This window comes from Candidatus Nanosynbacter featherlites, from assembly GCF_037013405.1.
Taxonomy (GTDB): Bacteria; Patescibacteriota; Saccharimonadia; order Saccharimonadales; family Saccharimonadaceae; genus Nanosynbacter; species Nanosynbacter featherlites_B.
On sequence record NZ_CP146064.1, the window covers coordinates 644536 to 665643 of the forward strand.

At 48.0% G+C, this 21108-nt stretch carries 25 protein-coding genes and 1 tRNA gene; 8 read left to right on the forward strand and 18 right to left on the reverse strand.

Going from position 1 to position 21108, the window contains the following annotated elements:
* The 6 genes from V4210_RS03480 to V4210_RS03505 are packed head-to-tail and all read left to right on the forward strand — an operon-like array spanning nt 1 to nt 4362.
* Complete coding sequence (locus V4210_RS03480; protein WP_338520646.1) at nt 1-1215, forward strand: type II secretion system F family protein; 1215 nt, start codon at nt 1-3, stop codon at nt 1213-1215.
* Between the two features lie 58 nt (nt 1216-1273).
* The gene (pilM, locus tag V4210_RS03485) at nt 1274-2326 is read left to right on the forward strand and encodes a pilus assembly protein PilM (protein WP_338520647.1); all 1053 of its coding nucleotides are present in this window, start codon (nt 1274-1276) and stop codon (nt 2324-2326) included.
* Nucleotides 2323-2883: a PilN domain-containing protein gene (locus tag V4210_RS03490; protein WP_338520648.1), complete on the forward strand. Its 561-nt coding sequence runs from the start codon at nt 2323-2325 to the stop codon at nt 2881-2883. Before pilM ends, V4210_RS03490 begins: the two co-directional genes overlap by 4 nt.
* Entirely contained in the window at nt 2880-3494 is a 615-nt protein-coding gene (locus V4210_RS03495) for a hypothetical protein (RefSeq protein WP_338520649.1), read from the forward strand. Before V4210_RS03490 ends, V4210_RS03495 begins: the two co-directional genes overlap by 4 nt.
* The gene (locus V4210_RS03500) at nt 3491-3778 is read left to right on the forward strand and encodes a hypothetical protein (RefSeq protein WP_338520650.1); all 288 of its coding nucleotides are present in this window, start codon (nt 3491-3493) and stop codon (nt 3776-3778) included. Before V4210_RS03495 ends, V4210_RS03500 begins: the two co-directional genes overlap by 4 nt.
* Nucleotides 3779-3798: 20 nt before the next feature.
* The gene (locus V4210_RS03505; RefSeq protein ID WP_138079429.1) at nt 3799-4362 is read left to right on the forward strand and encodes a hypothetical protein; all 564 of its coding nucleotides are present in this window, start codon (nt 3799-3801) and stop codon (nt 4360-4362) included.
* A 4-nt stretch (nt 4363-4366) separates the two neighbouring features.
* Here V4210_RS03505 and V4210_RS03510 read toward each other — a convergent pair whose 3' ends face one another.
* From V4210_RS03510 to recA, 3 genes are read right to left on the reverse strand one after another with little or no spacing between them, the layout of a single operon-like run.
* Nucleotides 4367-5026, reverse strand: coding sequence for a regulatory protein RecX (locus V4210_RS03510; protein ID WP_338520651.1), 660 nt, complete (start codon nt 5024-5026; stop codon nt 4367-4369).
* A gap of 45 nt (nt 5027-5071) precedes the next feature.
* A complete protein-coding gene (locus tag V4210_RS03515) occupies nt 5072-5596 on the reverse strand; it encodes a 2'-5' RNA ligase family protein (RefSeq protein WP_338520652.1) in 525 nt (174 codons plus the stop codon).
* A complete protein-coding gene (recA, locus tag V4210_RS03520; protein WP_338520653.1) occupies nt 5596-6651 on the reverse strand; it encodes a recombinase RecA in 1056 nt (351 codons plus the stop codon). Before recA ends, V4210_RS03515 begins: the two co-directional genes overlap by 1 nt.
* A 78-nt stretch (nt 6652-6729) precedes the next feature.
* On the opposite strand from recA, the gene V4210_RS03525 reads away from it, so the two are divergent.
* Nucleotides 6730-7122 (forward strand): type II secretion system protein, encoded by a 393-nt coding sequence (locus V4210_RS03525; RefSeq protein ID WP_338520654.1) that lies wholly within the window; start codon nt 6730-6732, stop codon nt 7120-7122.
* Between the two features lie 15 nt (nt 7123-7137).
* Here V4210_RS03525 and V4210_RS03530 read toward each other — a convergent pair whose 3' ends face one another.
* The 15 genes from V4210_RS03530 to dnaJ all read right to left on the reverse strand — a co-directional run bounded on the left by V4210_RS03530 (nt 7138) and on the right by dnaJ (nt 20145).
* Nucleotides 7138-7977 carry a PH domain-containing protein gene (locus V4210_RS03530; RefSeq protein WP_338520655.1) on the reverse strand — a complete coding sequence of 280 codons (840 nt, stop codon included), beginning with the start codon at nt 7975-7977 and terminating at the stop codon, nt 7138-7140.
* 12 nt (nt 7978-7989) lie between these two features.
* Nucleotides 7990-9000: a Holliday junction branch migration DNA helicase RuvB gene (ruvB, locus tag V4210_RS03535; protein ID WP_338520656.1), complete on the reverse strand. Its 1011-nt coding sequence runs from the start codon at nt 8998-9000 to the stop codon at nt 7990-7992.
* Between the two features lie 31 nt (nt 9001-9031).
* A complete protein-coding gene (locus V4210_RS03540) occupies nt 9032-9517 on the reverse strand; it encodes an HIT family protein (protein WP_338520657.1) in 486 nt (161 codons plus the stop codon).
* A 48-nt stretch (nt 9518-9565) separates the two neighbouring features.
* Nucleotides 9566-10465: an HD domain-containing protein gene (locus V4210_RS03545; protein ID WP_338520658.1), complete on the reverse strand. Its 900-nt coding sequence runs from the start codon at nt 10463-10465 to the stop codon at nt 9566-9568.
* Nucleotides 10466-10563: 98 nt separating this feature from the next.
* On the reverse strand, nt 10564-11139 hold the full coding sequence (ruvA, locus tag V4210_RS03550; RefSeq protein WP_338520659.1) for a Holliday junction branch migration protein RuvA: 576 nt from the start codon (nt 11137-11139) through the stop codon (nt 10564-10566).
* Nucleotides 11140-11146: 7 nt separating this feature from the next.
* Complete coding sequence (gene ruvC, locus V4210_RS03555) at nt 11147-11620, reverse strand: crossover junction endodeoxyribonuclease RuvC (protein WP_039327765.1); 474 nt, start codon at nt 11618-11620, stop codon at nt 11147-11149.
* A gap of 41 nt (nt 11621-11661) precedes the next feature.
* Nucleotides 11662-13371, reverse strand: coding sequence for a lamin tail domain-containing protein (locus V4210_RS03560; protein WP_338520660.1), 1710 nt, complete (start codon nt 13369-13371; stop codon nt 11662-11664).
* A gap of 126 nt (nt 13372-13497) precedes the next feature.
* Complete coding sequence (locus V4210_RS03565; RefSeq protein ID WP_338520661.1) at nt 13498-14214, reverse strand: YebC/PmpR family DNA-binding transcriptional regulator; 717 nt, start codon at nt 14212-14214, stop codon at nt 13498-13500.
* Between the two features lie 68 nt (nt 14215-14282).
* Entirely contained in the window at nt 14283-14897 is a 615-nt protein-coding gene (locus tag V4210_RS03570) for a hypothetical protein (protein ID WP_338520662.1), read from the reverse strand.
* 13 nt (nt 14898-14910) lie between these two features.
* The gene (locus V4210_RS03575; protein ID WP_338520663.1) at nt 14911-16365 is read right to left on the reverse strand and encodes a ComEC/Rec2 family competence protein; all 1455 of its coding nucleotides are present in this window, start codon (nt 16363-16365) and stop codon (nt 14911-14913) included.
* 38 nt (nt 16366-16403) lie between these two features.
* Nucleotides 16404-17891 (reverse strand): hypothetical protein, encoded by a 1488-nt coding sequence (locus V4210_RS03580; RefSeq protein ID WP_338520664.1) that lies wholly within the window; start codon nt 17889-17891, stop codon nt 16404-16406.
* A 1-nt stretch (nt 17892) separates the two neighbouring features.
* Nucleotides 17893-17969: transfer RNA gene (locus V4210_RS03585), tRNA-Lys, on the reverse strand.
* A gap of 44 nt (nt 17970-18013) precedes the next feature.
* Entirely contained in the window at nt 18014-18505 is a 492-nt protein-coding gene (locus tag V4210_RS03590; protein WP_338520665.1) for a hypothetical protein, read from the reverse strand.
* Nucleotides 18502-18996: a DUF192 domain-containing protein gene (locus V4210_RS03595; RefSeq protein ID WP_338520666.1), complete on the reverse strand. Its 495-nt coding sequence runs from the start codon at nt 18994-18996 to the stop codon at nt 18502-18504. Before V4210_RS03595 ends, V4210_RS03590 begins: the two co-directional genes overlap by 4 nt.
* Before the next feature lie 45 nt (nt 18997-19041).
* Entirely contained in the window at nt 19042-20145 is a 1104-nt protein-coding gene (gene dnaJ, locus V4210_RS03600) for a molecular chaperone DnaJ (RefSeq protein ID WP_338520667.1), read from the reverse strand.
* Between the two features lie 152 nt (nt 20146-20297).
* On the opposite strand from dnaJ, the gene V4210_RS03605 reads away from it, so the two are divergent.
* Entirely contained in the window at nt 20298-21095 is a 798-nt protein-coding gene (locus V4210_RS03605; protein ID WP_338520668.1) for a hypothetical protein, read from the forward strand.
* Nucleotides 21096-21108 lie beyond the last annotated feature (13 nt).

Genomic DNA, 21108 nt, shown 5'->3' on the forward strand with positions numbered 1-21108 from the left:
ATGACTAGTTTTAGTTTTGTCGCGACAAAAAAAGATGGCTCAACGCTATCATCAACCATAGAGTCAAGCGATCGCGCGGCTGCCATCCGCTCAATTCAAGCACAGGGCTTAAAGCTGGTCAACCTCAAAGAGACAGATGCCAAACCTGGACGCAAACGCCGTCGGAAAATTAAATCTGATGAATTGGTAATGTTTACCCGTCAGTTAAGCTCCATGGTTTCGGCTGGTGTGCCAATCCTTCGGTCGTTAGAGTCAATGACAGAACATGCTGAAAGCGCATCATTCCGCTCAATCATTGGCGACGTCTCAAAAGACATTGAAAGTGGTTTGTCATTTGCTGATGCGTTGGCGCGACACCCCGACACCTTCAATGATGTCTACGTCAACATGGTTCGGGCTGGTGAAACTGGTGGTATTTTGGACGACATTTTGAAGCGCCTAGCCTTGCAGCAAGAAAAATCAGCCTCCATCAAGAAAAAGGTTAAAGGAGCCATGACCTACCCGATGGTACTAATCGTCATTACCATCGGTGCGTTCTTCGGCTTGATGATCTTTGTCCTACCAATGATTGGTAAAACCATCAAAGATTTGGCGGGAGAAGACGCCGAGCTACCAGCTTTGACCCAAGCCATGCTGGGGATCAGTGCCTTTATGGTCAATTTCTGGTATATCCTGCTGCCACTGGTTGGTGCAGCAATTTATGGTTTCTTGCGTTACATCAAAACACCTGGTGGCAAGAAAAAATATCATCACTTTTTGGTGCATGGACCAATTATCGGCAAAATCATGAAAAAAATCGCCATCGCTCGCTTCACTCGTACCTTCTCTTCCCTTATCGGCGCTGGTGTGGCGGTGTTGGAAGCACTTGAAGTGACCTCCAAAGCAGTTGGTAATAACGTCTATGAAGAATCACTCAATAGTGCGGCCAAGCGCGTAAAAAACGGTGAGGTATTTTCAAAAATCATCGCTGAAGACGAGGTACTATATCCGCCAATCGTGGCACAGATGTTAGCAGTCGGTGAAGAAACCGGTCAAACCGATCAGGTCTTGGTTAAGGTGGCTGATTTTTACGAAGAAGAAGTCGATACCGCCATCGCCAGTATCAGCTCCACCATCGAGCCAGTGATGATTGTTTTCATGGGTGGCATGGTTGGCTTGATCGCTGCCAGTGTGATGATGCCAATCACCGGATTAGCAAATCAAATTAAGGGTTAGCAAATCAAATTGGTTATGGTATACTAAAAAAGAATTATATAAATGTGTGGGCAATATTGTGAGTTCTATATTTTACAAAAATAAACCAATCATTGGATTTGATTTCAGCAAGGTGGGCGCCCGAGTCATGTCGCTGGACGTCGCAAAGATGAGCGTTCACGGCTACGGTGCCATTGATTTCGATCCATCCAAGATGTCTGACGATTTAGAAGTCTGCTCGGACTATATCGTTACGCGTATTAACGAATTGTTTGAAAAAAACTTAGTTGGCAAACTGAACAGCAATCGAGCTGTCCTCAGTCTGCCAACATCACGCACCTTCTCGCGTACCTTCACCGTGCCTAAAGCCCAGGAAGCATCTTTGCGAGATGCGGTCAACCTGGAAGTCGAACAGTATATACCGATGCCGCCAGACCTGCTCTATGTTGACCACCAGATCATCAAGCGTGATAAAGATTCACTGACCGTACTGATGTGCGCTGCGCCGAAAAAAGACATCGAAGTGATGACGACCATCGCCAAACAATGTGGTATTGAAATTGCCATGATCGAACCAAGCATCAACGCCATCGCCCGTATTTTGAAATCAACTGAAAGCGGCGGGCTACCAACCGTAATCTTGGACATCGGACCATCAACCACAGACATCGCAATATTAGACTCCGTTATACGCGTGACTTCTGGTGTCAACATCGGCGGCAATACCTTCACTCTCAACATCGCCAAGAAGCTCAACACACCACTGGAGGCAGCACACCAGCTGAAAGTTCTGAGCGGTCTAAATTCTGGACCAAAGCAAGCGCAAATTACCAGCGCGCTTAAACCAAGCCTGGAAACAGTCGTCAAAGAAACCCAAAAAATTATCCGCTACTACTCTGAACACTTCCCGAATGAGCCAAAAATGGAGCAGCTGCTCATCGTCGGTAGCGGTAGTAACATTCCAGGATTGGGTGATTATTTCACTAACGAGCTGATGATGCCGAGTCGTACGGCGAGCCCTTGGCAAGCATTGAACTTTAGCTCACTACAGCCACCAACGAAGCAGCTTCGGACTCACTTGATGACGGTTGCAGGCTTGGCGCTGGTTGATCCAAAGGAGATCTGGAAATGATAAACCTATTACCTCAGGACGAAAAACGTCAAATCATCGCCGGGCAAACCAACAGACTGTTGGCGCGCTACTGCATCATTTCATTGGCACTGGCAGCACTACTGTTCATCTATATCGGCATATCCTACTTCATTTTGCTGAAATCCAAGTCAGATGCTGAGCAAACCATTGCTGAAAGTAATCAACAATTGTCACAGTACAAAGAAGTCCAGCAACAAGCCAAGCAATTTTCAGACAACCTCAAAGTCGCCAAATCCATCTTAGACAAAGAAGTGCCGTACTCAAAAATCGCAGTCAAAATAGCCCAGGCACTACCAAAAAACATCGTCCTACAATCTTTGGATCTGGACGCAACCACCTTTGGTAAACCAATCAGCCTTACTACAAAAGGCAAAAGTTACAGTGACGCTCTGGAGCTAAAAACCGCCCTAGAGAACAAGAAAGACGTCTTCCAAAACGTCCATCTAGTGTCAGTAACTGCCAATGAAGCAAAGGACGGCTATCCAATGTCAATCGTCATCAGCGTTGTTATTCGCCCGGAGGTGATAAAATCATGAATATACAAAAACTTCAACTAAACGCAACATTAGCTCGCATTTTATTGTCATTAGCCCTCGTCTTGATATTGCTTGTCATGACCGCTGGGTTCTACATGGCGTACAATTTCATGAAAGATTCAGCTCAACAAGTCGCCAGCGTGCAAGCTGATGCGAAAGCTGCTGACAAAAAATTACAAGACGTTAGATCACTCTCGAGCAAACTGGAAAAATATCAAGACAGCGTCAAAAAGGCAGAGAAAATTGTTGCCGAATCTACCAGTTACAAGTATCAAAACCAGATCATCAACGATATAACCGCCTATGCACGACAGGCCGGTGTTGGTATTTCATCATTTACCTTTCAAGATGATAGCGCAGCTTCAAGTGGCAAAAGCAGCTCATCAACAGCCGCTAAAACGCCAACTGCACCAAGCCCATCTGGCGCTAAGAGTACGTCAGTCTCTATCCAAATGAGCAAAGACCTCGACTACGTGCGTTTCCTGCAGTTCTTGCACCTACTAGAGCAAAACCTAACCCGCATGCAAGTAGCAAACATATCCCTCGCTAAAGGAGATAGTCCTCAACATGTTGAATCACAAGCATTAAAATTGGAGCTTTACTTACGATGAACAACTCACCATCTGTTGGACAATTAGGCATAATCCTGGCACGATTCCTGCACCGCTATCACATCACGTTGTATACCATGACCATCGTGATTGCAGTTTCAGTAGCCATATTCCTGATCAGCAGTGTCACCAGCTCCGGTGACGATGTTGATGCAAAAGTTGTAGAGACTACCAAGTTTGACACCAATACTATCGATCGCATCAAAGAATATAACAGCTCATCACAAGCAGCAAAGCCATTCTCTCTGCCGGGCAGCGGAAGAATTAACCCATTTGTCGAGTAAGGTAGTATAATAGATACTGTATGTTAATTTCAGCCAGCAGATTTATGAACACTCCGGTGATGAGCCTCCAGACAGGTGCGGAGTTAGGCAGGACTGCTCGCGAAATAATCGATCCGCGTAACTTATCAATCGTTGCCTATGAGCTGGAAGGTCCGCTTCTCGACCAGCGCCCAACGCTGCTTAGGCTGGACGATGTGCGAGAGATCGGCCCACTCGGTATGATCATCGACTCGGCTGATGAGCTCGTCGGCGTTTCAGACGTTATAGAACTACAAAAGATTTACGAATATAAATTCGTTTTGATGGGCAAACATGTCGTAGAAAAAGACGGTCGTAAAGTCGGTAAGGTCATTGGCTACACCGTGATGGCCGGCAGCTTTCTCATTCAGCAGCTTAGCGTGAAGCGTCCGCTGCTTCGCAGTTTTGGCGATACCGAAATGCTCATTCATCGCTCACAAATCGTCAAAGTGACCGACGATCAGATAGTCGTAAAATCAGCAACTGTTCCACGTCAAGAACAGCACGTCGAGAAGCCGGTTTTACAGGCATACGAAAATCCTTTCCGCAAAAAGCAGGCGTCGTAAAGCCTCAGCTATTTACTTCCTCAACATCATTCAAAGTAGAAACCACGTCGTCATAGGAAAAGCCTTGACGCACCAGATACTGCACGAACTTTTGTCTATCACCCGCATATCGACGGTGCTTTTTGGCGATAACTTTCCTCAGCTCCTGCTCGTCCGTACGGTCAGTTTTTTCAAGCGTTTGCGCGATAATGTCTGCGTGAACACCCTTTGAACGCAGCTCAGCCGTTAGCTTACGTCGACTTACGCCTTTACTAAGCTGACGATTTTCCACCCACCACCGCGCGAACGCTTCATCATCAACATACGCTTTCTGCTGGAGTTTACTCAGCACTCGCGACGCCACCCGCTCTGAATAGACCACAGGATTGTTCATACCAGTCTGTCCCTTACGAAGCGTTGGCTGGGTTTTTCGCCATAGATAATCCCTGACTTCCTTAACTGAATGTGGTCGCCGCAAGCAATATTCAAGTGCTCGCATATACAACTTGCCAAATTGGCTCTCTTCTTGCAGCTCTTCCAACTCCCCATCACTCAATTCACGGCCAACCTTAAGATTTAAGTCAGTCACCTGAGCGATATCCAAACTGAAGCTGTATACGCCATCAACACTCACATTAACGCGGTTGTTATCGCGAGCCTGAAGCGAGATATCAGTGATTTTCATAAAAATATTATAACGCGAAAACAGTGATCTCGCTACTGGCAGAGGTTACTCGACTACCTCGACCACCTTGCCATGCACGCCGTTGTAGCAAGCAGCAGCACGCGGCTCGGTGATGACCGGTAGTTGCCCTGGAATAGCGCTCATATTAACGTCGTCAAGCGTACCGGCCTCGACGCAACCAAGCGTGATGTGCGGGCGGAAGCCATCGACATCCAGCCCCGGATGAATACCATCCAGTGCCGCGAGTAATTGCTGACGCGCCTCAACCATCCAGGCAGTTTTCTGCGTGCGTAGCTCAACCCAAACACAGTTACCAGCCTTGTCTGGCAGGAAGTTAACACCATCAAGCGCCAACCTCCCGAGGACCGGTAGCGCCACAGCGGCCGACTTGAGGCGTGGCATATCCTGCTCAGTCACGTTAATCAATGTCACGTGTGGGATAAACTCACCAAAATCAAGGTTCATTGTTTCTGACAGCTCGCGAAGATACGCATTCTGCTTATCATCAAAGACGAGGCTGACTGACGCCATATGTTTTTCGACTGGATATGCAGCATCTGCTGCGCGCATTAGTTTTCTCCTTCTTTTACTTTCTCGCGAACCTTCTGATCAATTTCTGCCAAAACCTCAGGGTTTTCTTTCAGATACAATTTAGTTTTGTCGCGACCCTGACCGATGGTCTCGCCGTTATATTTGTAAAAGGCGCCAGATTTTTCGACAATGCCGTGCGTGGCTGCCAAATCCAGAATATCGCCAGTTTTAGAGATGCCTTCGTTATACATAATGTCAAACTCAGCGATGCGGAATGGCGGCGCGATCTTATTTTTCACCACCTTGATCTTGGTGCGGTTACCGAGGATATCATCGCCAACCTTGATCTGCCCGATGCGGCGAATATCCACCCGCTGCGAGGCGTAAAACTTCAGTGCGTTACCACCCGTCGTGGTCTCAGGATTGCCAAACATCACGCCAATCTTCATGCGAATCTGGTTGATGAAAATCACCGTGGCTTTCGACTTGTTGATGATACCAGTCAATTTACGCAGTGCTTGGCTCATCAACCGCGCTTGCAGCCCCATGTGCGAATCGCCCATATCGCCATCAATTTCCGCTTGCGGTGTCAGTGCTGCCACCGAGTCCACCACGATTAGGTCCACCGCATTTGAGCGCACCAAGGTTTCGGTAATTTCCAGCGCCTGCTCACCGTTGTCTGGCTGCGACACCAATAGGTTTTCGGTATCCACACCCAACCGCTTGGCGTAGCTCGGGTCAAGCGCATGCTCAGCGTCGATGAACGCTGCCGTACCGCCCTGCTTTTGAATTTCGGCAATAGCGTGCAGCGTCAAGGTTGTCTTACCCGAACTTTCTGGGCCATAAATCTCAATGATGCGACCCTTCGGGTAACCGCCGCCTAGCGCCAAATCGAGGCTCAATGAACCCGACGGAATCACTTCAACATCGACTTTATGCGCCTCACCAAGCTTCATGATCGAACCATCACCAAACTGCTTGGTGATTTGATCCATCGCTAGGCCCAAGGCTTTCAATTTTCCATCATCAACCTTTTTCTCTGCCGCTACCGACTTTTCAGTTTTTACTGCCTTTTTCTCATCAGTCTTAGCCATGATATCCCCCTCCTTAATTGATACTTTTATTATACATTCTCTAGGGCTTAAGGCCAAATTTTGCTATAATAGCGGTATATGAAAAAATGTTCTGGATTTACTGTTATTGAGTTATTATTTGTCATCATCATGCTGACCGTTGGCTTGGGCGTTGCGGTGGTGCAGGTCGGAAAAGTAAAAAATGCTAGTGACGACAGCCACAAAAAAACAGCCATCAATGCCATGTACTACAGCCTGGAAGAAAGCTTCTACAAACAGCACGGTTACTACCCAGAAACTTTGACTGACGACACCCTACCAACCATGGACAAAGCGCTACTCACCGATCCGAAAGGTAAAAAAATTGGCGATGCTAACAGCGCGTATCGGTACGAAACACAAAACTGCCAAGAAGGAAAATGCAAACACTTCACTTTGAGAGCAAAGCTGGTTAACGAGAGTGATTTCGTTAAAGAAAGTCGCAACAAATAGCTCAGTTACCAACTACTAGTCATCAACCGGGCGGCCATTCTTAAAGGCTTCAATAGCGTTATTGACAATTCCGATTTGATGCTTTGGGTTTGCTACAAAATGGAAGATGTAGGTGGTTTCTTCACCCTCGGTACTCAGCCGGATAGTTCCATAGTTAAAGATCATCTGTATAATGCCCGATTGACGAAAACTAGCATCTTCAATACTACCAAGGCTCACTGTTTGCTCATGGCGAGAAAACAAACTTTCCTGGATTTCCTGAATCACGCTTTCATTGGTCATGTAAAATTGGTTTTGTAAATAAACCCAAAGTGCTACCGCTCCACCCAACGCCGCCAATATAGCGAACAAGGTCGCGATGCCAAACATAGCTGTCGGAGATGGTACTGGCAGTAAACTTCCGCCAGTGATCAGTGACGGATACAAAAAAGCAAAGCCAAATATCACCATAATAATAATGGCCGTGATGGCAATTGGCGCAACAATACCGATGGGGTGACGCTTGATGTCCAAGATAACATATTCACCTTCGCTCAAATTAAGCTGTGGGTACTGTGCCACTGATTCTTCATGTTTGCGCTTTAATTCTTCACTAATGACCATCGGCTGCGGTTCAAGATTGCGTACCGTATGAACCACATCTGGTTCATTGGCATACTGGCTACGAATACGTGGATCAAAATTCTGCCCCTCCATTAATTCTGGAAGCACGGTCACATGAGACGGGCGCTGCGCAGTTGTTGACTGCGACTCTTCAGGTTGCGCATCTTGGGGCGGATGATAATACAGTGGCCTACCCTCAACGTCATATGCGGCTGGCTGTGGATTATTCGACTGTTGATCCTTCGTATCCATATCTACAGTTTATCATTTTTTAGGTTGATATCCCAAATGCGCCTGAGCACGCAGGGTGATGCGACGACCGCGCGGCGTACGTTCGATGAAGCCAATTTGCAGTAGATACGGCTCATAAAAATCTTCAATCGTCGTCGCTTCATCGCCAGTCAGAGCAGCTATCGTCGTTAACCCCACAGGATTATCACCGTAATTTTCTAGGATTGATTGCAGTAAATTACGGTCAGCTGGATCCAAGCCCAGCTCGTCCACTTCCAACATTTCCAAAGCGCTCGTTGTCGTTTTTACATCAATTATCCCATCGCCGTTCACGTCGGCGTAGTCGCGTACGCGCTTGAGTAGACGGTTAGCGATACGCGGCGTCAGGCGAGCCCGCGTCGATAATAAGTTCGCTGCTTCATGCCGAATCGACGACTCCAGGATGGCTGCACTCCGCGTCACGATTTTCGCGATGTCCTCTGGCTCATAAAATTCCAATCGGTAAATATGCCCAAATCGGTCGCGCAGCGGCGCCGCCAGACTACCCGTCCGCGTTGTCGCGCCGATGACCGTAAACCGCGGCAAATCCAGCCGAATCGACCGGGCTGCCGGACCTTTACCGATGACGATGTCTAGCTTGAAATCTTCCATGGCTGAATACAAAATCTCCTCCACCGCCCGACCGAGTCGATGGATCTCATCGATAAACAAAATATCGCCGTCCGCTAAATTGGTCAAAATTGACGCCAAATCACCGGCCTTTTCAATGGCCGGGCCGCTAGTGATGCGCAAATTTGTGCCCATTTCATTGGCGATCACCGTCGCCATAGTCGTCTTGCCCAGTCCTGGCGGGCCGTAGAGTAGTACATGATCCAGTGGCTCGCCGCGCTTCTTTGCCGCTTCAATTGCTAAGCGTAAATTACGCTTCAACCGCTCCTGCCCGACATACTCGCTAAAACTCTGCGGACGCAGACTGACTTCAATCCGCTGTTCCTCAGCGTCATCACTGTGCGAACTAGTATCAACTATTCTCTCAATTGCCATATATTCATTATATCATCCACAGCGGACCGAGCTAATCTCTCGTAAGCCGACTACGTAGCGCCTGCATAATTTTGTGAAACGTCTCGTCACTCACTATATGCACCGCATCCTCTAGGTGTCGTGGCCATTTCGGATCAGGAAATTCCTCGCCAGCAAAGGTAGCACCACCAAGATAGCGCGGATGTAGATGCCAGTGCACGTGTGTTGGCCGGCCAGCCTTAACCGCATTATTCATCAGGCATTCCCAGTTACACACATCGGCGCCAAACGCTGCTTTGACTGCCTGCTCAATTTGACGAATCACCTGATGTAGCTCCATCCAATCTGCCTCGTCCAGATCCGACAACGTTTCCTTGTGCTGGCGCAGAGTGATAAATGACTTACCCAAATAGCACTGATTCTTGTCAAGCACCGCCACCCAACGTTCGGTTTGCAATATGACATTGTCATCAGCCGCCGTCTGACCAACCAGCAGCGGACAGATTTCACATTCCTTCTGTATTGTGCATGTATTCATAATACCTCCTGGTATGGATTATACCAGCCATGCACTATTTATTCACATTTACAAAGACACGCCTGAACTCGTAAGAACAGTTGTGCCAATATGGTACGGAGATGATACCTGCTTCTCCTGAGCCATTGGCCAATCCTGAAATATTTCTTGGCTCGGCTCATCCAGTTTTGGGTTAGTGATGAACTGTCTATTCTCGTCAATCTGGCGCACCATCTGCTCAATCACTTCTTCTGCAGCACCACACTTTCTCATATCATTTTCTAGATACTGCTGATAATATGGCAAAAATATACGCTGTAATTTTTGAAAGTCTCGCCACGACAACTTGTCACACTCTTCGACACGGAATCTCATGGCATAATTCAAAAAATCTTGACCGCCTGACTGCCAGACATAACCAAGGTCGGCATGATGCAGTAATTTCGCCTCAATGCTATCACGGCAAATCTGTTCTTTTGGACCGATGATTGTGCCGATGATTGCACTTTTCATGAACTCATACTCAGCTGAGCCAGGTTCATAGTGTTCATCAAGAAATGAGACCGCATAATGCTCTTTGGTAGCATAACCATCTGGTGGCGGGCCAGCCTCAAACCCAGCATCGTGCGCTGCTGCCGCCACCAACAACAGATCCTTTTGATCTGAATTCATCGGGATCACATCCGTCAGCGCACGTATTGAGCGCATCACGTCCACGCCATGTGCGGGCTGATGATATGGATAATTCGGGTAGGTAGTCAACAGCTCAGCTGATAGCTTAGCAAGAGAAGCTGCCTGTTCTTTGTTATCAAATAGTGCCGTGAGATTTTCCTGTGAGGTATATTGGTCCAGCACCTTTGCTGACACTGTCAATTCAGGATCGGTCACTGTTGGGTCTTCTTGGTTAGCACAGTTTCGTTGTTCCCATAACTTTTTGTCAAGAATTTTTTCGGTAATAGTTCTATTCACAACCCTATTATTATATATCATTTGTACTATTTAGTCAATAGTACAGCGTCATGAACCCTGCAAGCGAGCTAGCCTGAACGGATATATTTCAACCCTTATTATTTCTTCAGTGCCTCGGTCACCCGCTGCGCCGTTGGCAAATTAGCATCAACATTTTCCAGCGCTTTAGTAGCATCAGCCAAGGTATAGCCCAGTGCCATCAGTGCCTCTAACGCTTCATCAGAAGTATTCAATTCAGTCTGGACTGGCGCGACCGCTCGACCATACTGCGTTGGCAAGCCGACTTTATCGCTCAAATCAACCACCACGCGTTCAGCAGTTTTTTTGCCGACACCAGCAGCTTTTTGCACAAACGCACTGTCGGCATTGGCGATGGCGTTACGTACGTGCTCTGCGTCGCCGAGGCTGAGAATTGCCAGTGCTGCCTTTGGGCCGACACCCTGAACCGTGATGAGCATCTCAAATAGCTTCTTTGCCGCCAGACTCGAAAAACCGAATAGCTCTTCTGTCTGCTCGCGCACGTGATGATAGGTATAAAACTTCACATCCTGATCCAACATCACCGCATCAAAATCACCAGCCGCCACGCTCACTTCATAGCCAACGCCGTGAACGTCGATCACCAACGATCCATTAAACTTCTCGGCAACTTTTCCAAAAACATGTGCAATCATACACTAATTATACCCGATTCATCGCTGCATGAGTAATTGCTGCCGCCAAGGCATCGGCACAGTCGTCTGGTTTTGGCACATCCTTGAGTCCCAAGTTTAAACGCACCATTTCCTGGACTTGCTTTTTATCAGCTTTGCCATAGCCCGTTAGCGTCTGTTTGATTTGCAGCGGCGTATATTCGGCGATCGGCAACCCCGCTTTTCGGCCCGTCAACATCGCCACGCCACGCGCTTCTGCCACAGAAATCGCCGTCGTCACATTACGAGCAAAAAACAATTTTTCAATCGACATCACATCAGGCTTGGTCTCAGTAATAATTTCCGTCAAGCTATCAAAAATCTCCTCCAGCCGCTCATCAATCGGTGTGTGAGCTGGCGTTCTGACGACCCCCGCCGTGACCAGCTTAAACTTACCGCCCGAAAAATCAATCACACCAAATCCCAAAATCCCTGTGCCTGGATCGATACCAATGATTCTCATGGTATGTATTATAGCAATGATTTGACCACTCAGTCACCAACCTATCGCCGCAATTTTCGTATCAATTGCGAAAGCTCCCAACGCCACTGCCACGCGCCGTAGCCTACCGCCAATAAACTAACGCCGCCAAACACCCACCAACCCCACGTCGCGCCAGCAACTTGTTGAACACCCGCTGTCGCCGAACCAACAACCGGCATGCTAGCGGTTTTTATCTTCCGACAACGCCGGGTGACTGGACTACGCTCAAAGCCTTCTGGGCAGTCTTTTAGAATGTCATCTGCGGCAGCGATTTTCTTGCAGCGGCCAGTTGCTGGGTTGCGAAATTGACCATCAGGACAGGGCTTCAAGGTTTTAGCGGCAGCCGAGGCGATTGAGCGGCACCGACCCGTCGCCTCACTCCGGTAATATCCCTCTTTGCACGGCGTTACAGTCTTTGCTGCTTCGATTTTCCGACAGCGACGCGTTTCAGGATGCCGATATTGACCGGCTGGACACGGCGCCAGCACATCAGGCCCAGCAGGCGGCGCTGAAATCTTCACACATTTACCCGACTCATTACGCATATAGCCACTCTGACAATCCACATATTCCTTAAACACATTGGAAGCACCCTCAGTCACCGCGAACGTTTGCACCCATTCACCGTCAAGCAAACTCCAGGAAGCACCCTTTGCTATTTTGTCATATGCAGTAGCATTAATTTCCGCGCCAAACTCATCCAGAAGATATACCTTACCTTTCATTTTTGGTAATTTTAATTTTGTATGTTTCACCTTGACCGCCCATAATTCACCGGGTTTCAGTTCAATATCACCAAGTACTTCTTGTGAATTATTACTACTAGTCTCCAACTTACAGCCAGCTGTCGTGATAGCCTTGTCGCTCACATTCACCAGTTCGATAAACGGCTCGTCAATGTGAGAGGCAATTTCATTCAGCTTCAAGCCTTCACATTTGTTGAGTGGTTTTGGCGACTCAGGAGCTTTACACTGCGGGCGTGCGTATGGCACAACCTCCTGATCATCAACTGTTTTGTTTGACGAAAAGTCAGCCAGATTATTTTTCGAATCAACGATGAGATTACCAGCAAAACAGCGCCAGACAGTTTTGATACCGCCAGTCACGGTTGTACCCAAAAACTTTTTTGCCTCACCCCAACCAATAACATCAGCAGGTGACCCGTCAGCCCGCGACAACACCACCGACCCTTCACCCTGAATCATGCTCGGCACCTTGTCAAACTTCACCGCTTTTGTCAGCGCCGTATCATTTGAAATCACCAAAAAGTCATTAGCGAAAATCACCTCATCCTTAAACTCTTTTCCGCCAGTTTTCACATCAGCCTTATAGTGTTCAATTTTCCAACCCGCTAGCTTCACATTGCTGTCTGTTGGATTATACAGCTCAATATATTTCTTGTCGGGGCTAACTTTTGAAATCAACAATGGTGCTGTTTTTTCGAGTGCTTCGTCAGTTGTTGGTGCTGGCTGAGGAGCCACATGTACTGGCACCGCAGTTGGTAGATTAGTTTGTGCTACCGGTTTTGCAGTCGGTTGCTCACCAACTAAGCTTGGCTCTGGTTGAGACGAAGGCGCAGTAGCAGCCGAATTGGGGCTAGATGGTGATGCGTCGTTTGCTGGCACCTCAGCCGTCTGCGATGTTTCACCACTAGACGCTGGCTCAACTCCCAGATTATCAACCGCCAAAACTGACGGCGACGGCATAATCAATGCCGCGATTAGTATCATAAGTAGTGTGTATCGCAAATATTTCATGCTCGCCCCTTGCTTATGGTTAACTACTTTTAGTGTAGCGTACTTTTTGCCAAAACAAAAACCGCCCCGAGAATGAGGCGATTTTTTCTGATAATCATGCTATTCTGCTGTGATATTGGCGTTAGTGTGTACATTCACCACATCGTCTAGGTCGTCCAGCGCATCAACTACTTTCATCAATTTCTGTGCGGTTTCTGCATCAGCGATCTCAACTGGTGTATTAGCGATGTAGCGCAGCTCGGCGTCTTTCACCTCCAGACCCTGCTCAGCCAATGCATTTCTAACGTTCGCCAGATCTTTCAGTTCGGTGTAGACAATAATCTCGCCGTCTTCCTCGACCGCGTCCTCAGCGCCAGCATCTAACACTTGCAGGAGCAATTCCTCACCCGTACCTTCCACAGTGATTACGCCCTTGCGGGTGAATTGAAATGCCACACTGCCAGCGTCAGCGATGCGCCCGCCGTTTTTGACCAGCGCGGTTTTCACTTCTGGCAATGTGCGATTACGATTGTCGGTCGCCGTTTCGATGATGATGCCGACACCGCCCGGGCCGTAACCTTCGTAAGTAATTTCTTCCAGCGCTGCTGCGCTTTTGTCAGCCACGCGATCGATTGCTCGCTGGATATTAGCACTCGGCATGTTGGCAGCCTTGGCCTTTTCGATCGCCATTGCCAAACTTGAATTCAATGTTGGATCAGTGCCGCCACGCGCCGCGATTGCAATTTGGTTACCCAACTTCGTGAAAATCGCGCCACGCTTTGCATCAACAATCGCTTTCTGCCGGTGCGTCGTTGCCCATTTACTATGTCCTGACATACTATCTCCTACCGTTTATCTATGTTCAATCTGTTAGTATTATATATCAAATACAGACGTGAGACAATTTAGACTGGCAAGCCCAAAGCTGACAACACGTTTGGCATGTCAATTTCACTGTCTTTTTGTACGCGAACAACTGGGTATCCATACTGCTGCGCCTCGGCCTGAATTCGCTGATCGAACAGCCGCGCCCACATAATCTCATATTCTTTCAGCTCATTAGCATATGTGTCAGCATCCGCATATAGACCACGACTAAATATCGCCTGCCTTAACGCGTCATCGCCTTCGTCAGTCAAGAATATTGATCGTACATCGCTAGCGGTCTGTAATGACGGTAGCAGCGATGGTAAAATATTAACACCTTCCAATACAAAACCTTCACGCCAGGTAAAATCATCCTCGATTAATTTCTTATTGCCAGGCCAGGTTTCAATGCCGTGCATGTATTCCCGTTCGGCTATTTCTTCCGGTGAAAATTGCTGGAAAAACTCAGCTGCTGACAATCCGTGCGCCGACAATAGATGCAGATATTGTTTTGGATCTGCCACGCCCTGCATGACCAACCGTGTTTGATCAGTTGACAGCCACGGCAGCGCCAGCTTCTGAGATAATTCTCGTGCCAGCGTTGTTTTACCAGTTGTTGGCATACCGCCAATCAAAATTATCATTCTCGCCATTACACCCATTATATCATTCGACAATGTTCACCTTCCCCAGGTTCAATTTTGTCTGCCTCTTCATCCACCACATGGCGCCAATCATCATCACATACATCACACCGCATTGCCACCAGGTGATATTCACCTCCATCTGCGCCCATTCCAGGCTCGCCAGCCAGTTGGCCGCCTGAATCATATAGCTCAGCAGCCAGGTTGTCGGCAGGGCAATGGCCGCGCCAATCATCGGTACTACGGCTAGTACGCCCGATGCAAACGTCAGCAACATCGCCAGCGGCACGAACGGCAAAATCAGCATATTAGCGATCAGCGCTACATTACTAACCACGCCGAAGCTCATCATCAACAGCGGCAGTGTCGCAAGCTGCGCCGACAGCGTCTCAACCAGAATTTGCCGAAACGTTCCAGGTTCTTTATCACCAAAGAAATACTTGTGCAGCAGCGGCGCCAGGATGATCACGCCCGTAAACGACGCGAAGCTCAGTTGCCAACCCAAATCACCCCAGCCAAATTGTGGATTGACCATCAGCGTAATCGCCGCCGAGACTGGCAGCAGCACCAGCGGATGAATCGTCCGGCCATAATACCAGGCTGCCAAACTCAGGCCCGCCACCAGCCCAGCCCGCGACATGCTCGGGCTCAAGCCCGTCACCGCCATGAAACCAAGGATCATCGTTGCCGCACTGAGCATTGCCAAATATTTTGACCGTTTGGCAAATAACCGCCGTGCCAGTCGCACTAAAATCGTCAAATTATAACCGCTAGCCACCACGATGTGCGTCAGTCCAGCAATCTTCAAATTATCGCTCAGTTCCGTCGGCATGGCTCGCCGTAGCCCCAACAAAAATCCCAAACCCAACGCCGACTCAGACTCTGGAATATGCTTGCGCACTCGCTCGGCAAACCAGTCGCGCACTCCGACCGCCACGTCGCCAGGAACTGGACGCTCAACGCTGCCAATTTTCGCCCGATACATACTCGCCGAAAAAGCCCCAAATCCCGCCGTCAATTTTCCCTGTATCTGGACGATGTCACTGCGTTTAATGGAACGCTTGTCAGCCGTCACCACCCATAGTTGTCCTGCCAATCTCTCGCCATTGATCCGTAAATCACTCAGTCGCAATACCGTTTTCCCTTTCTTGTCGATGTCAGGATCTTCCAAAACACGGCCCTGAATAACGGCGGTTTTGCCAATCAGCGAATCGTACGCCTCCAAGCCGGTTCGACCCAGCTCACCGCGCCACAAGCCCACCAAGCCACCAGCGATAAGTGCCACAATCATCAACGCCCGCCATCGCCAGACCATCACCACAGCCATTAATCCTAACCCGAGCACCAAAGTCCGCCAGTCAAACACCGTTGACCGCGGAACATGATGAATAGCAATGACGCCAACCGTCAACCCCAAACACCACGCCGCCACCAACCAAGAAATATGCAGTTCCCTGGTTAGATTGCGTATCGTCATATGTCTTTAGTATGACACATATTCTTGAAACGCATATGTTAAAAAGAAGATGTTCTAACGTCAGGATATTCTCGGGAACATATTCTTTGGAATGTTTCACATAACTCATTCAGTCTATCGGCTGAAGGTAGTTGATCTCTCCCGATCCCCGGAACTATTTTAGGCAAGTCCAAGATAAATCGCACGGACTGAGACGCCGACTCATCATATGGATCAATATCGTTTCTGGCTAAAATTTCACTCAATTCTCCCCAGAAGATTTTTTGCAGCCTACTCTCTCCTCCATATGTTTTAGTGAGTTCAGACTGGTTAATCCTCTTTCGTGAATCAATAACAATTTCCCGCAGTCTTTTAATACACTTACGAAAGTCCTCTTCATATTTACGGTCAAGGCTCCTGATCTGCTGAGTAACTGTCTTCCGGGAGTCACTCCTTGATCGCGCATCGGGAGCCCCTTCTTGTAGCCCATTGCTCTCATGACCAATTACCTTTGACAGCAATGCCTGGGCAGATGTCACTAGAGCTTTCTTTTTATCTAGTAGCGAATGTTTAGAGGGCTTGCTATCATACTGCTGCAGTAGCCTTTGTGACTCAGCTTCATCCTGTAGGCATTTCATATCTTCAATTGCAGTATCACGCCAATACGTAAAAGATTTTATACTATCACCAGCACTTCTTTTTTCGTCATAACTAAAGTCACCATTACCATCAAAATCATCCAATATTCGTTCAATTAGCGCCGGCAAGCCGGCAGACTGATAGTCCTGCCATTCTGTAAATCCATATTCTTCTAAAATTTGATCAGCCCGGTGCCAAAAACGATCAGCTCGCTGCTGTTGATCGACCGGCATATCACCAATAAAGTAGATATTACCCGCTCCCTGACTATCCGCCAAACCAGTCTGCATATCACCACTAACATACGAGTCCGGTGCTAACAAATTAGGCCTAACGGCTCTCCTTCCCATACTCGAGAAACATTCACTCAGTCCTTTAATCTGTGCTCCAAACTCTTTTTTACGACGCTGGCGGTTATATGCAAAGCTCAAGCCACCGGTTGCTATTCCTGCCGCCACTCCAGATAAGCTAACCGTTGGAGCAAAGTTAAACCATTCTAGCGCCCCGCCAGCAGCACCCGCCAGTGTCGCTCCTCTAACTCCAGCTAAGCCCATATCAATGGATAATTTTCTCCTATATTCTTGCCCCAGGAGGTCATCAATCTTTGTTAGCACACTCCCGACACCCACTCGGTAACGAGACATGCCACTCCATATCGTCACCGGGTTTTGTCCCAGCTGGATATATTGAGCATAGCCAACTGGCTCTTTGGTAGTTGGGTTGGTTACTTCTTGAGCGCCAGAAAAAATTGGGACACCACATCGCATCCCAACAAAATTCTTCAAATCATCACTGTGTTTTTCTACTATTTTGGTATATCGGGGCGGTACGTTTAAGTCGTCTAGATACTTCGTCATGTCCAAAGTTTTCTGCCGCACCCGAATAATATCAACAAATATGTTCGTCATCTGGAGGGCCCACCGGGGCTTGAACCCGGGACACCCTGCTTAAAAGGCAGGTGCTCTAACCAACTGAGCTATGGGCCCATCAAGAATGAACTTTTTCATTCTAGCACATACCGCATGATATATCAATGCTTCTTTGGACCAGGTTTGGACTTTGTTTTGACAGTGTGCAGTAAAAATAAATCCGCCAAACCCACCCCCAAGCCAGCGGTAATAATATATTGGCGCCAGGAAGTCAGCTGCCGCACTACTGTCTGTGCCGCACCATCAACCGCAAGATATTTCGCCAAGACACCGACCAATAGCGCCGCCACCAACAAAGTCACGACAGCTGCCGCCACCAGCTTTTCATGTTTCTTGTGGTATTTTGGGCCGCCAACCATCAACATTCCCATGGGTACGAGCAGCAATATTAGCGCCGCTACCACACCATCAGGCAGCCACGGTAGATTAATACCCACGCCACCCAAAATGACGCGCACAGCTTCCATCCACAATTCCACAAAAATATACCCAGCAGCCGCCGCCAGGGCCAGTGGACCGATGCGCCTACCTGTCACCAACACCGCCACAAAAATGACTACTAGAACCGCTACGAGCAACACTGCTACATTCATTGCGTCGCCTCGGTCGTAAATTCTACTTTGGCGCCTTTGACGATGCTCGATTTTTTAGCTACACCAGCAGCCACTTCCAAAACGTAGCGTGCCGGCACTTTGGGTTTGTATATTTCATACGGCTCAGCATCAGGCTGCACCTCATGCTCAATGTGTACTACTTTTTTGTCTTTATCTAACCAGATGATATCGAGCGGAAAACTCATATTGCGCATCACCATTTCCCACTTGTCATCACCCTCAAATTTAAACAGCATCGCTTGGTTATCCGTCAAGCTCGTCCGATCACTCAGACCCTTATACCGCTGCTCAGCCGTTTCCGCAATTTCAGCCTGCAATGTCGCCTGACCAGCCCTGACCACGACTGGGCGAGGTTTATTGACATCGCACAGCAGAGTATAGGCACCGTAAGCGATCATCACAATGATCATAATCATGATACATCGAGAAATGAAATGATGCCCCTTACGAGCTGTCTGCATAAGCTCCATAGCTCAATTATAACACTTATGTTTTATATATAAACCACGGGCTAATCAGGAAAACAAACCGCGCTTTTTGGAGGTGTTAAATTGTTCCAAAAGTTCACGTTGTTTTTTGCTCAATTTGGTTGGCGTGTCAACGATGATACCAACGATGTGCGGGCCACGAGCATCATTCCTCAGGTGTGGCACGCCATGCCCTGATAGCTTAAAATCAGTACCGCTTTGGGTGCCAGCCGGAACTTTCATGCGCACTACACCGTCCACCGTTTCAACATCAATTTCCGTACCCAGCGCCGCATCAACCATAGAAACATGCTCTTCCGAAAGAATGATATCGCCTTCACGAGTAAACTTTTTGTGAGCTTTGACTCTGATTTGAACGTACAAGTCTCCTCGCTCGCCATCTTGAATCGCTTCACCATGTCCACGCAAACGAATAGCCGCGCCATCATCAATACCTGCTGGAATTTTGACCGTAATCTCGCGGTTCTTACGCGTCGTTCCCTTGCCGTGGCAAACTGAACATTTCTTTTCAGGGATTTTACCTCGACCATTACAGGTTGGGCAGGTGATAGCTTGTTGAATTTGCCCAAAGATGGAATTCATCACCCGCATCTGCTGGCCAGACCCTTTACAATCATCACACGTCTTCAAACTATACCCAGGCTCAACACCCTCACCTTTACAGTGTTCACATTCATCATCCATCGTCAGGCTGATTTTTTTCTCAACGCCAAATACAGCTTCTTCAAAGGTCAAAGCAACCGTTGTTTCTATGTCGCGACCGCGCCGTGGACCACCTTGCCGCCCAGCGCCACCACCAAAGAACTGACTAAAGATGTCGCCAAAGCCACCGCCAAAATCAAAGTTGACACCTTCTGCACCAAAACCGCCAAAGCCTTCAAATGGATTGCCGCCAAAGCCACCGCCCGAAGCTCCGCCGACACCGGCATGGCCAAATTGGTCATATCGCTGTCGCTTTTGTTTGTCTTTCAGGACTTCATAGGCTTCATTGACCTCTTTGAACTTCTCTTCATCACCGCCTTCTTTGTCAGGATGATATTTCACTGCAGCTTTACGAAAAGCCTTCTTGATTTCATCTTCAGAAGCGGTTTTAGACACGCCTAACACTTCATAATAATCACGTTTGGTCATATATTCTATTGTACGGTTCGTTAGCACTCATGTCAATAGAGTGCTAGTTAGATAGCCAATTTACATAATCTTTTGACTTTTTTTATATTCTGTGATATACAGAGAAGCATAGGCTTTGTAAAAACATAAATACAAGTCGAAGCGAGGATACTATGGTACAAACAACAGCAGTCTTAGAACGGCAAAATACCAACCTTAGCACAGCTCCATCGAGCTTTGAAGAGCTGGAGAAAAGGTTTTACTCGCTTGAAGAAGAAAAACAAATCGAAAGCCTGATGCCACTGGCTAAAAAACTGGCCGAAGATCCAGAGCTAGCTGAACAGTTTGGTGTGTTCAAATGGCTAACTATAGGTGATTATGACCGTGAACAACGAAATGCCGGTAGACACCCTTGGCCAGAGCTAGAAATTAACGGTGAAAAACGCATCTTTTCGGTACCAGTCGTTGCTGGTATTGTCCGCTGGGAAGACCGTAATGGAGAGCCTCAGTATAGTGCCCTTTCGGTCATGAAAGACAACTGGCGCGGCGACCCTGATGCCTGGCTGGTCACAAAATTTGGCTTTAAAAAAGGACAAACCGAACGGCTTGAAACGCTCGGCACCACGGTTGATGCCGCCAATCAAGGCACCATTGTCCTTAAACCGCGGAATTATCACAACATGCCGCCATTAAGCCGTCCATCAATTGACAAAACGCCAATGTATCAGCTGGAAAGAATTGCCGTTAAACTTGATCCGACCTACCATTCAGTGCACGCAGAATACCATGAGCCATATCAAGACCGGCGGGAAGTTATGGATATTGAACTGCTCTGGGAGGCGATGTCGCGTGAGATTGGTGAACGAGTTGATGACCTATTCCCAGAGTCTGATGATATGGAGACCGCTCCATCAACGGGCGCTCCCAAAAAACTTGCTGCCTACACACTCCAGCAGGTTATGAAAAAATAATTCAGCAGAATTT

Coding starts and splice junctions, on each gene's coding strand:
- V4210_RS03480 (WP_338520646.1), top strand. CDS start 1: ATGACTAGTTTTAGTTTTGTCGCGACAAAAAAAGATGGCTCAACGCTA.
- V4210_RS03490 (WP_338520648.1), top strand. CDS start 2,323: ATGATAAACCTATTACCTCAGGACGAAAAACGTCAAATCATCGCCGGG.
- V4210_RS03495 (WP_338520649.1), top strand. CDS start 2,880: ATGAATATACAAAAACTTCAACTAAACGCAACATTAGCTCGCATTTTA.
- V4210_RS03500 (WP_338520650.1), top strand. CDS start 3,491: ATGAACAACTCACCATCTGTTGGACAATTAGGCATAATCCTGGCACGA.
- V4210_RS03505 (WP_138079429.1), top strand. CDS start 3,799: ATGTTAATTTCAGCCAGCAGATTTATGAACACTCCGGTGATGAGCCTC.
- V4210_RS03510 (WP_338520651.1), bottom strand. CDS start 5,026: ATGAAAATCACTGATATCTCGCTTCAGGCTCGCGATAACAACCGCGTT.
- V4210_RS03515 (WP_338520652.1), bottom strand. CDS start 5,596: ATGCGCGCAGCAGATGCTGCATATCCAGTCGAAAAACATATGGCGTCA.
- recA (WP_338520653.1), bottom strand. CDS start 6,651: ATGGCTAAGACTGATGAGAAAAAGGCAGTAAAAACTGAAAAGTCGGTA.
- V4210_RS03525 (WP_338520654.1), top strand. CDS start 6,730: ATGAAAAAATGTTCTGGATTTACTGTTATTGAGTTATTATTTGTCATC.
- V4210_RS03530 (WP_338520655.1), bottom strand. CDS start 7,977: ATGGATACGAAGGATCAACAGTCGAATAATCCACAGCCAGCCGCATAT.
- ruvB (WP_338520656.1), bottom strand. CDS start 9,000: ATGGCAATTGAGAGAATAGTTGATACTAGTTCGCACAGTGATGACGCT.
- V4210_RS03540 (WP_338520657.1), bottom strand. CDS start 9,517: ATGAATACATGCACAATACAGAAGGAATGTGAAATCTGTCCGCTGCTG.
- ruvA (WP_338520659.1), bottom strand. CDS start 11,139: ATGATTGCACATGTTTTTGGAAAAGTTGCCGAGAAGTTTAATGGATCG.
- ruvC (WP_039327765.1), bottom strand. CDS start 11,620: ATGAGAATCATTGGTATCGATCCAGGCACAGGGATTTTGGGATTTGGT.
- V4210_RS03560 (WP_338520660.1), bottom strand. CDS start 13,371: ATGATACTAATCGCGGCATTGATTATGCCGTCGCCGTCAGTTTTGGCG.
- V4210_RS03565 (WP_338520661.1), bottom strand. CDS start 14,214: ATGTCAGGACATAGTAAATGGGCAACGACGCACCGGCAGAAAGCGATT.
- V4210_RS03570 (WP_338520662.1), bottom strand. CDS start 14,897: ATGGCGAGAATGATAATTTTGATTGGCGGTATGCCAACAACTGGTAAA.
- V4210_RS03575 (WP_338520663.1), bottom strand. CDS start 16,365: ATGACGATACGCAATCTAACCAGGGAACTGCATATTTCTTGGTTGGTG.
- V4210_RS03580 (WP_338520664.1), bottom strand. CDS start 17,891: ATGACGAACATATTTGTTGATATTATTCGGGTGCGGCAGAAAACTTTG.
- V4210_RS03590 (WP_338520665.1), bottom strand. CDS start 18,505: ATGAATGTAGCAGTGTTGCTCGTAGCGGTTCTAGTAGTCATTTTTGTG.
- V4210_RS03595 (WP_338520666.1), bottom strand. CDS start 18,996: ATGGAGCTTATGCAGACAGCTCGTAAGGGGCATCATTTCATTTCTCGA.
- dnaJ (WP_338520667.1), bottom strand. CDS start 20,145: ATGACCAAACGTGATTATTATGAAGTGTTAGGCGTGTCTAAAACCGCT.
- V4210_RS03605 (WP_338520668.1), top strand. CDS start 20,298: ATGGTACAAACAACAGCAGTCTTAGAACGGCAAAATACCAACCTTAGC.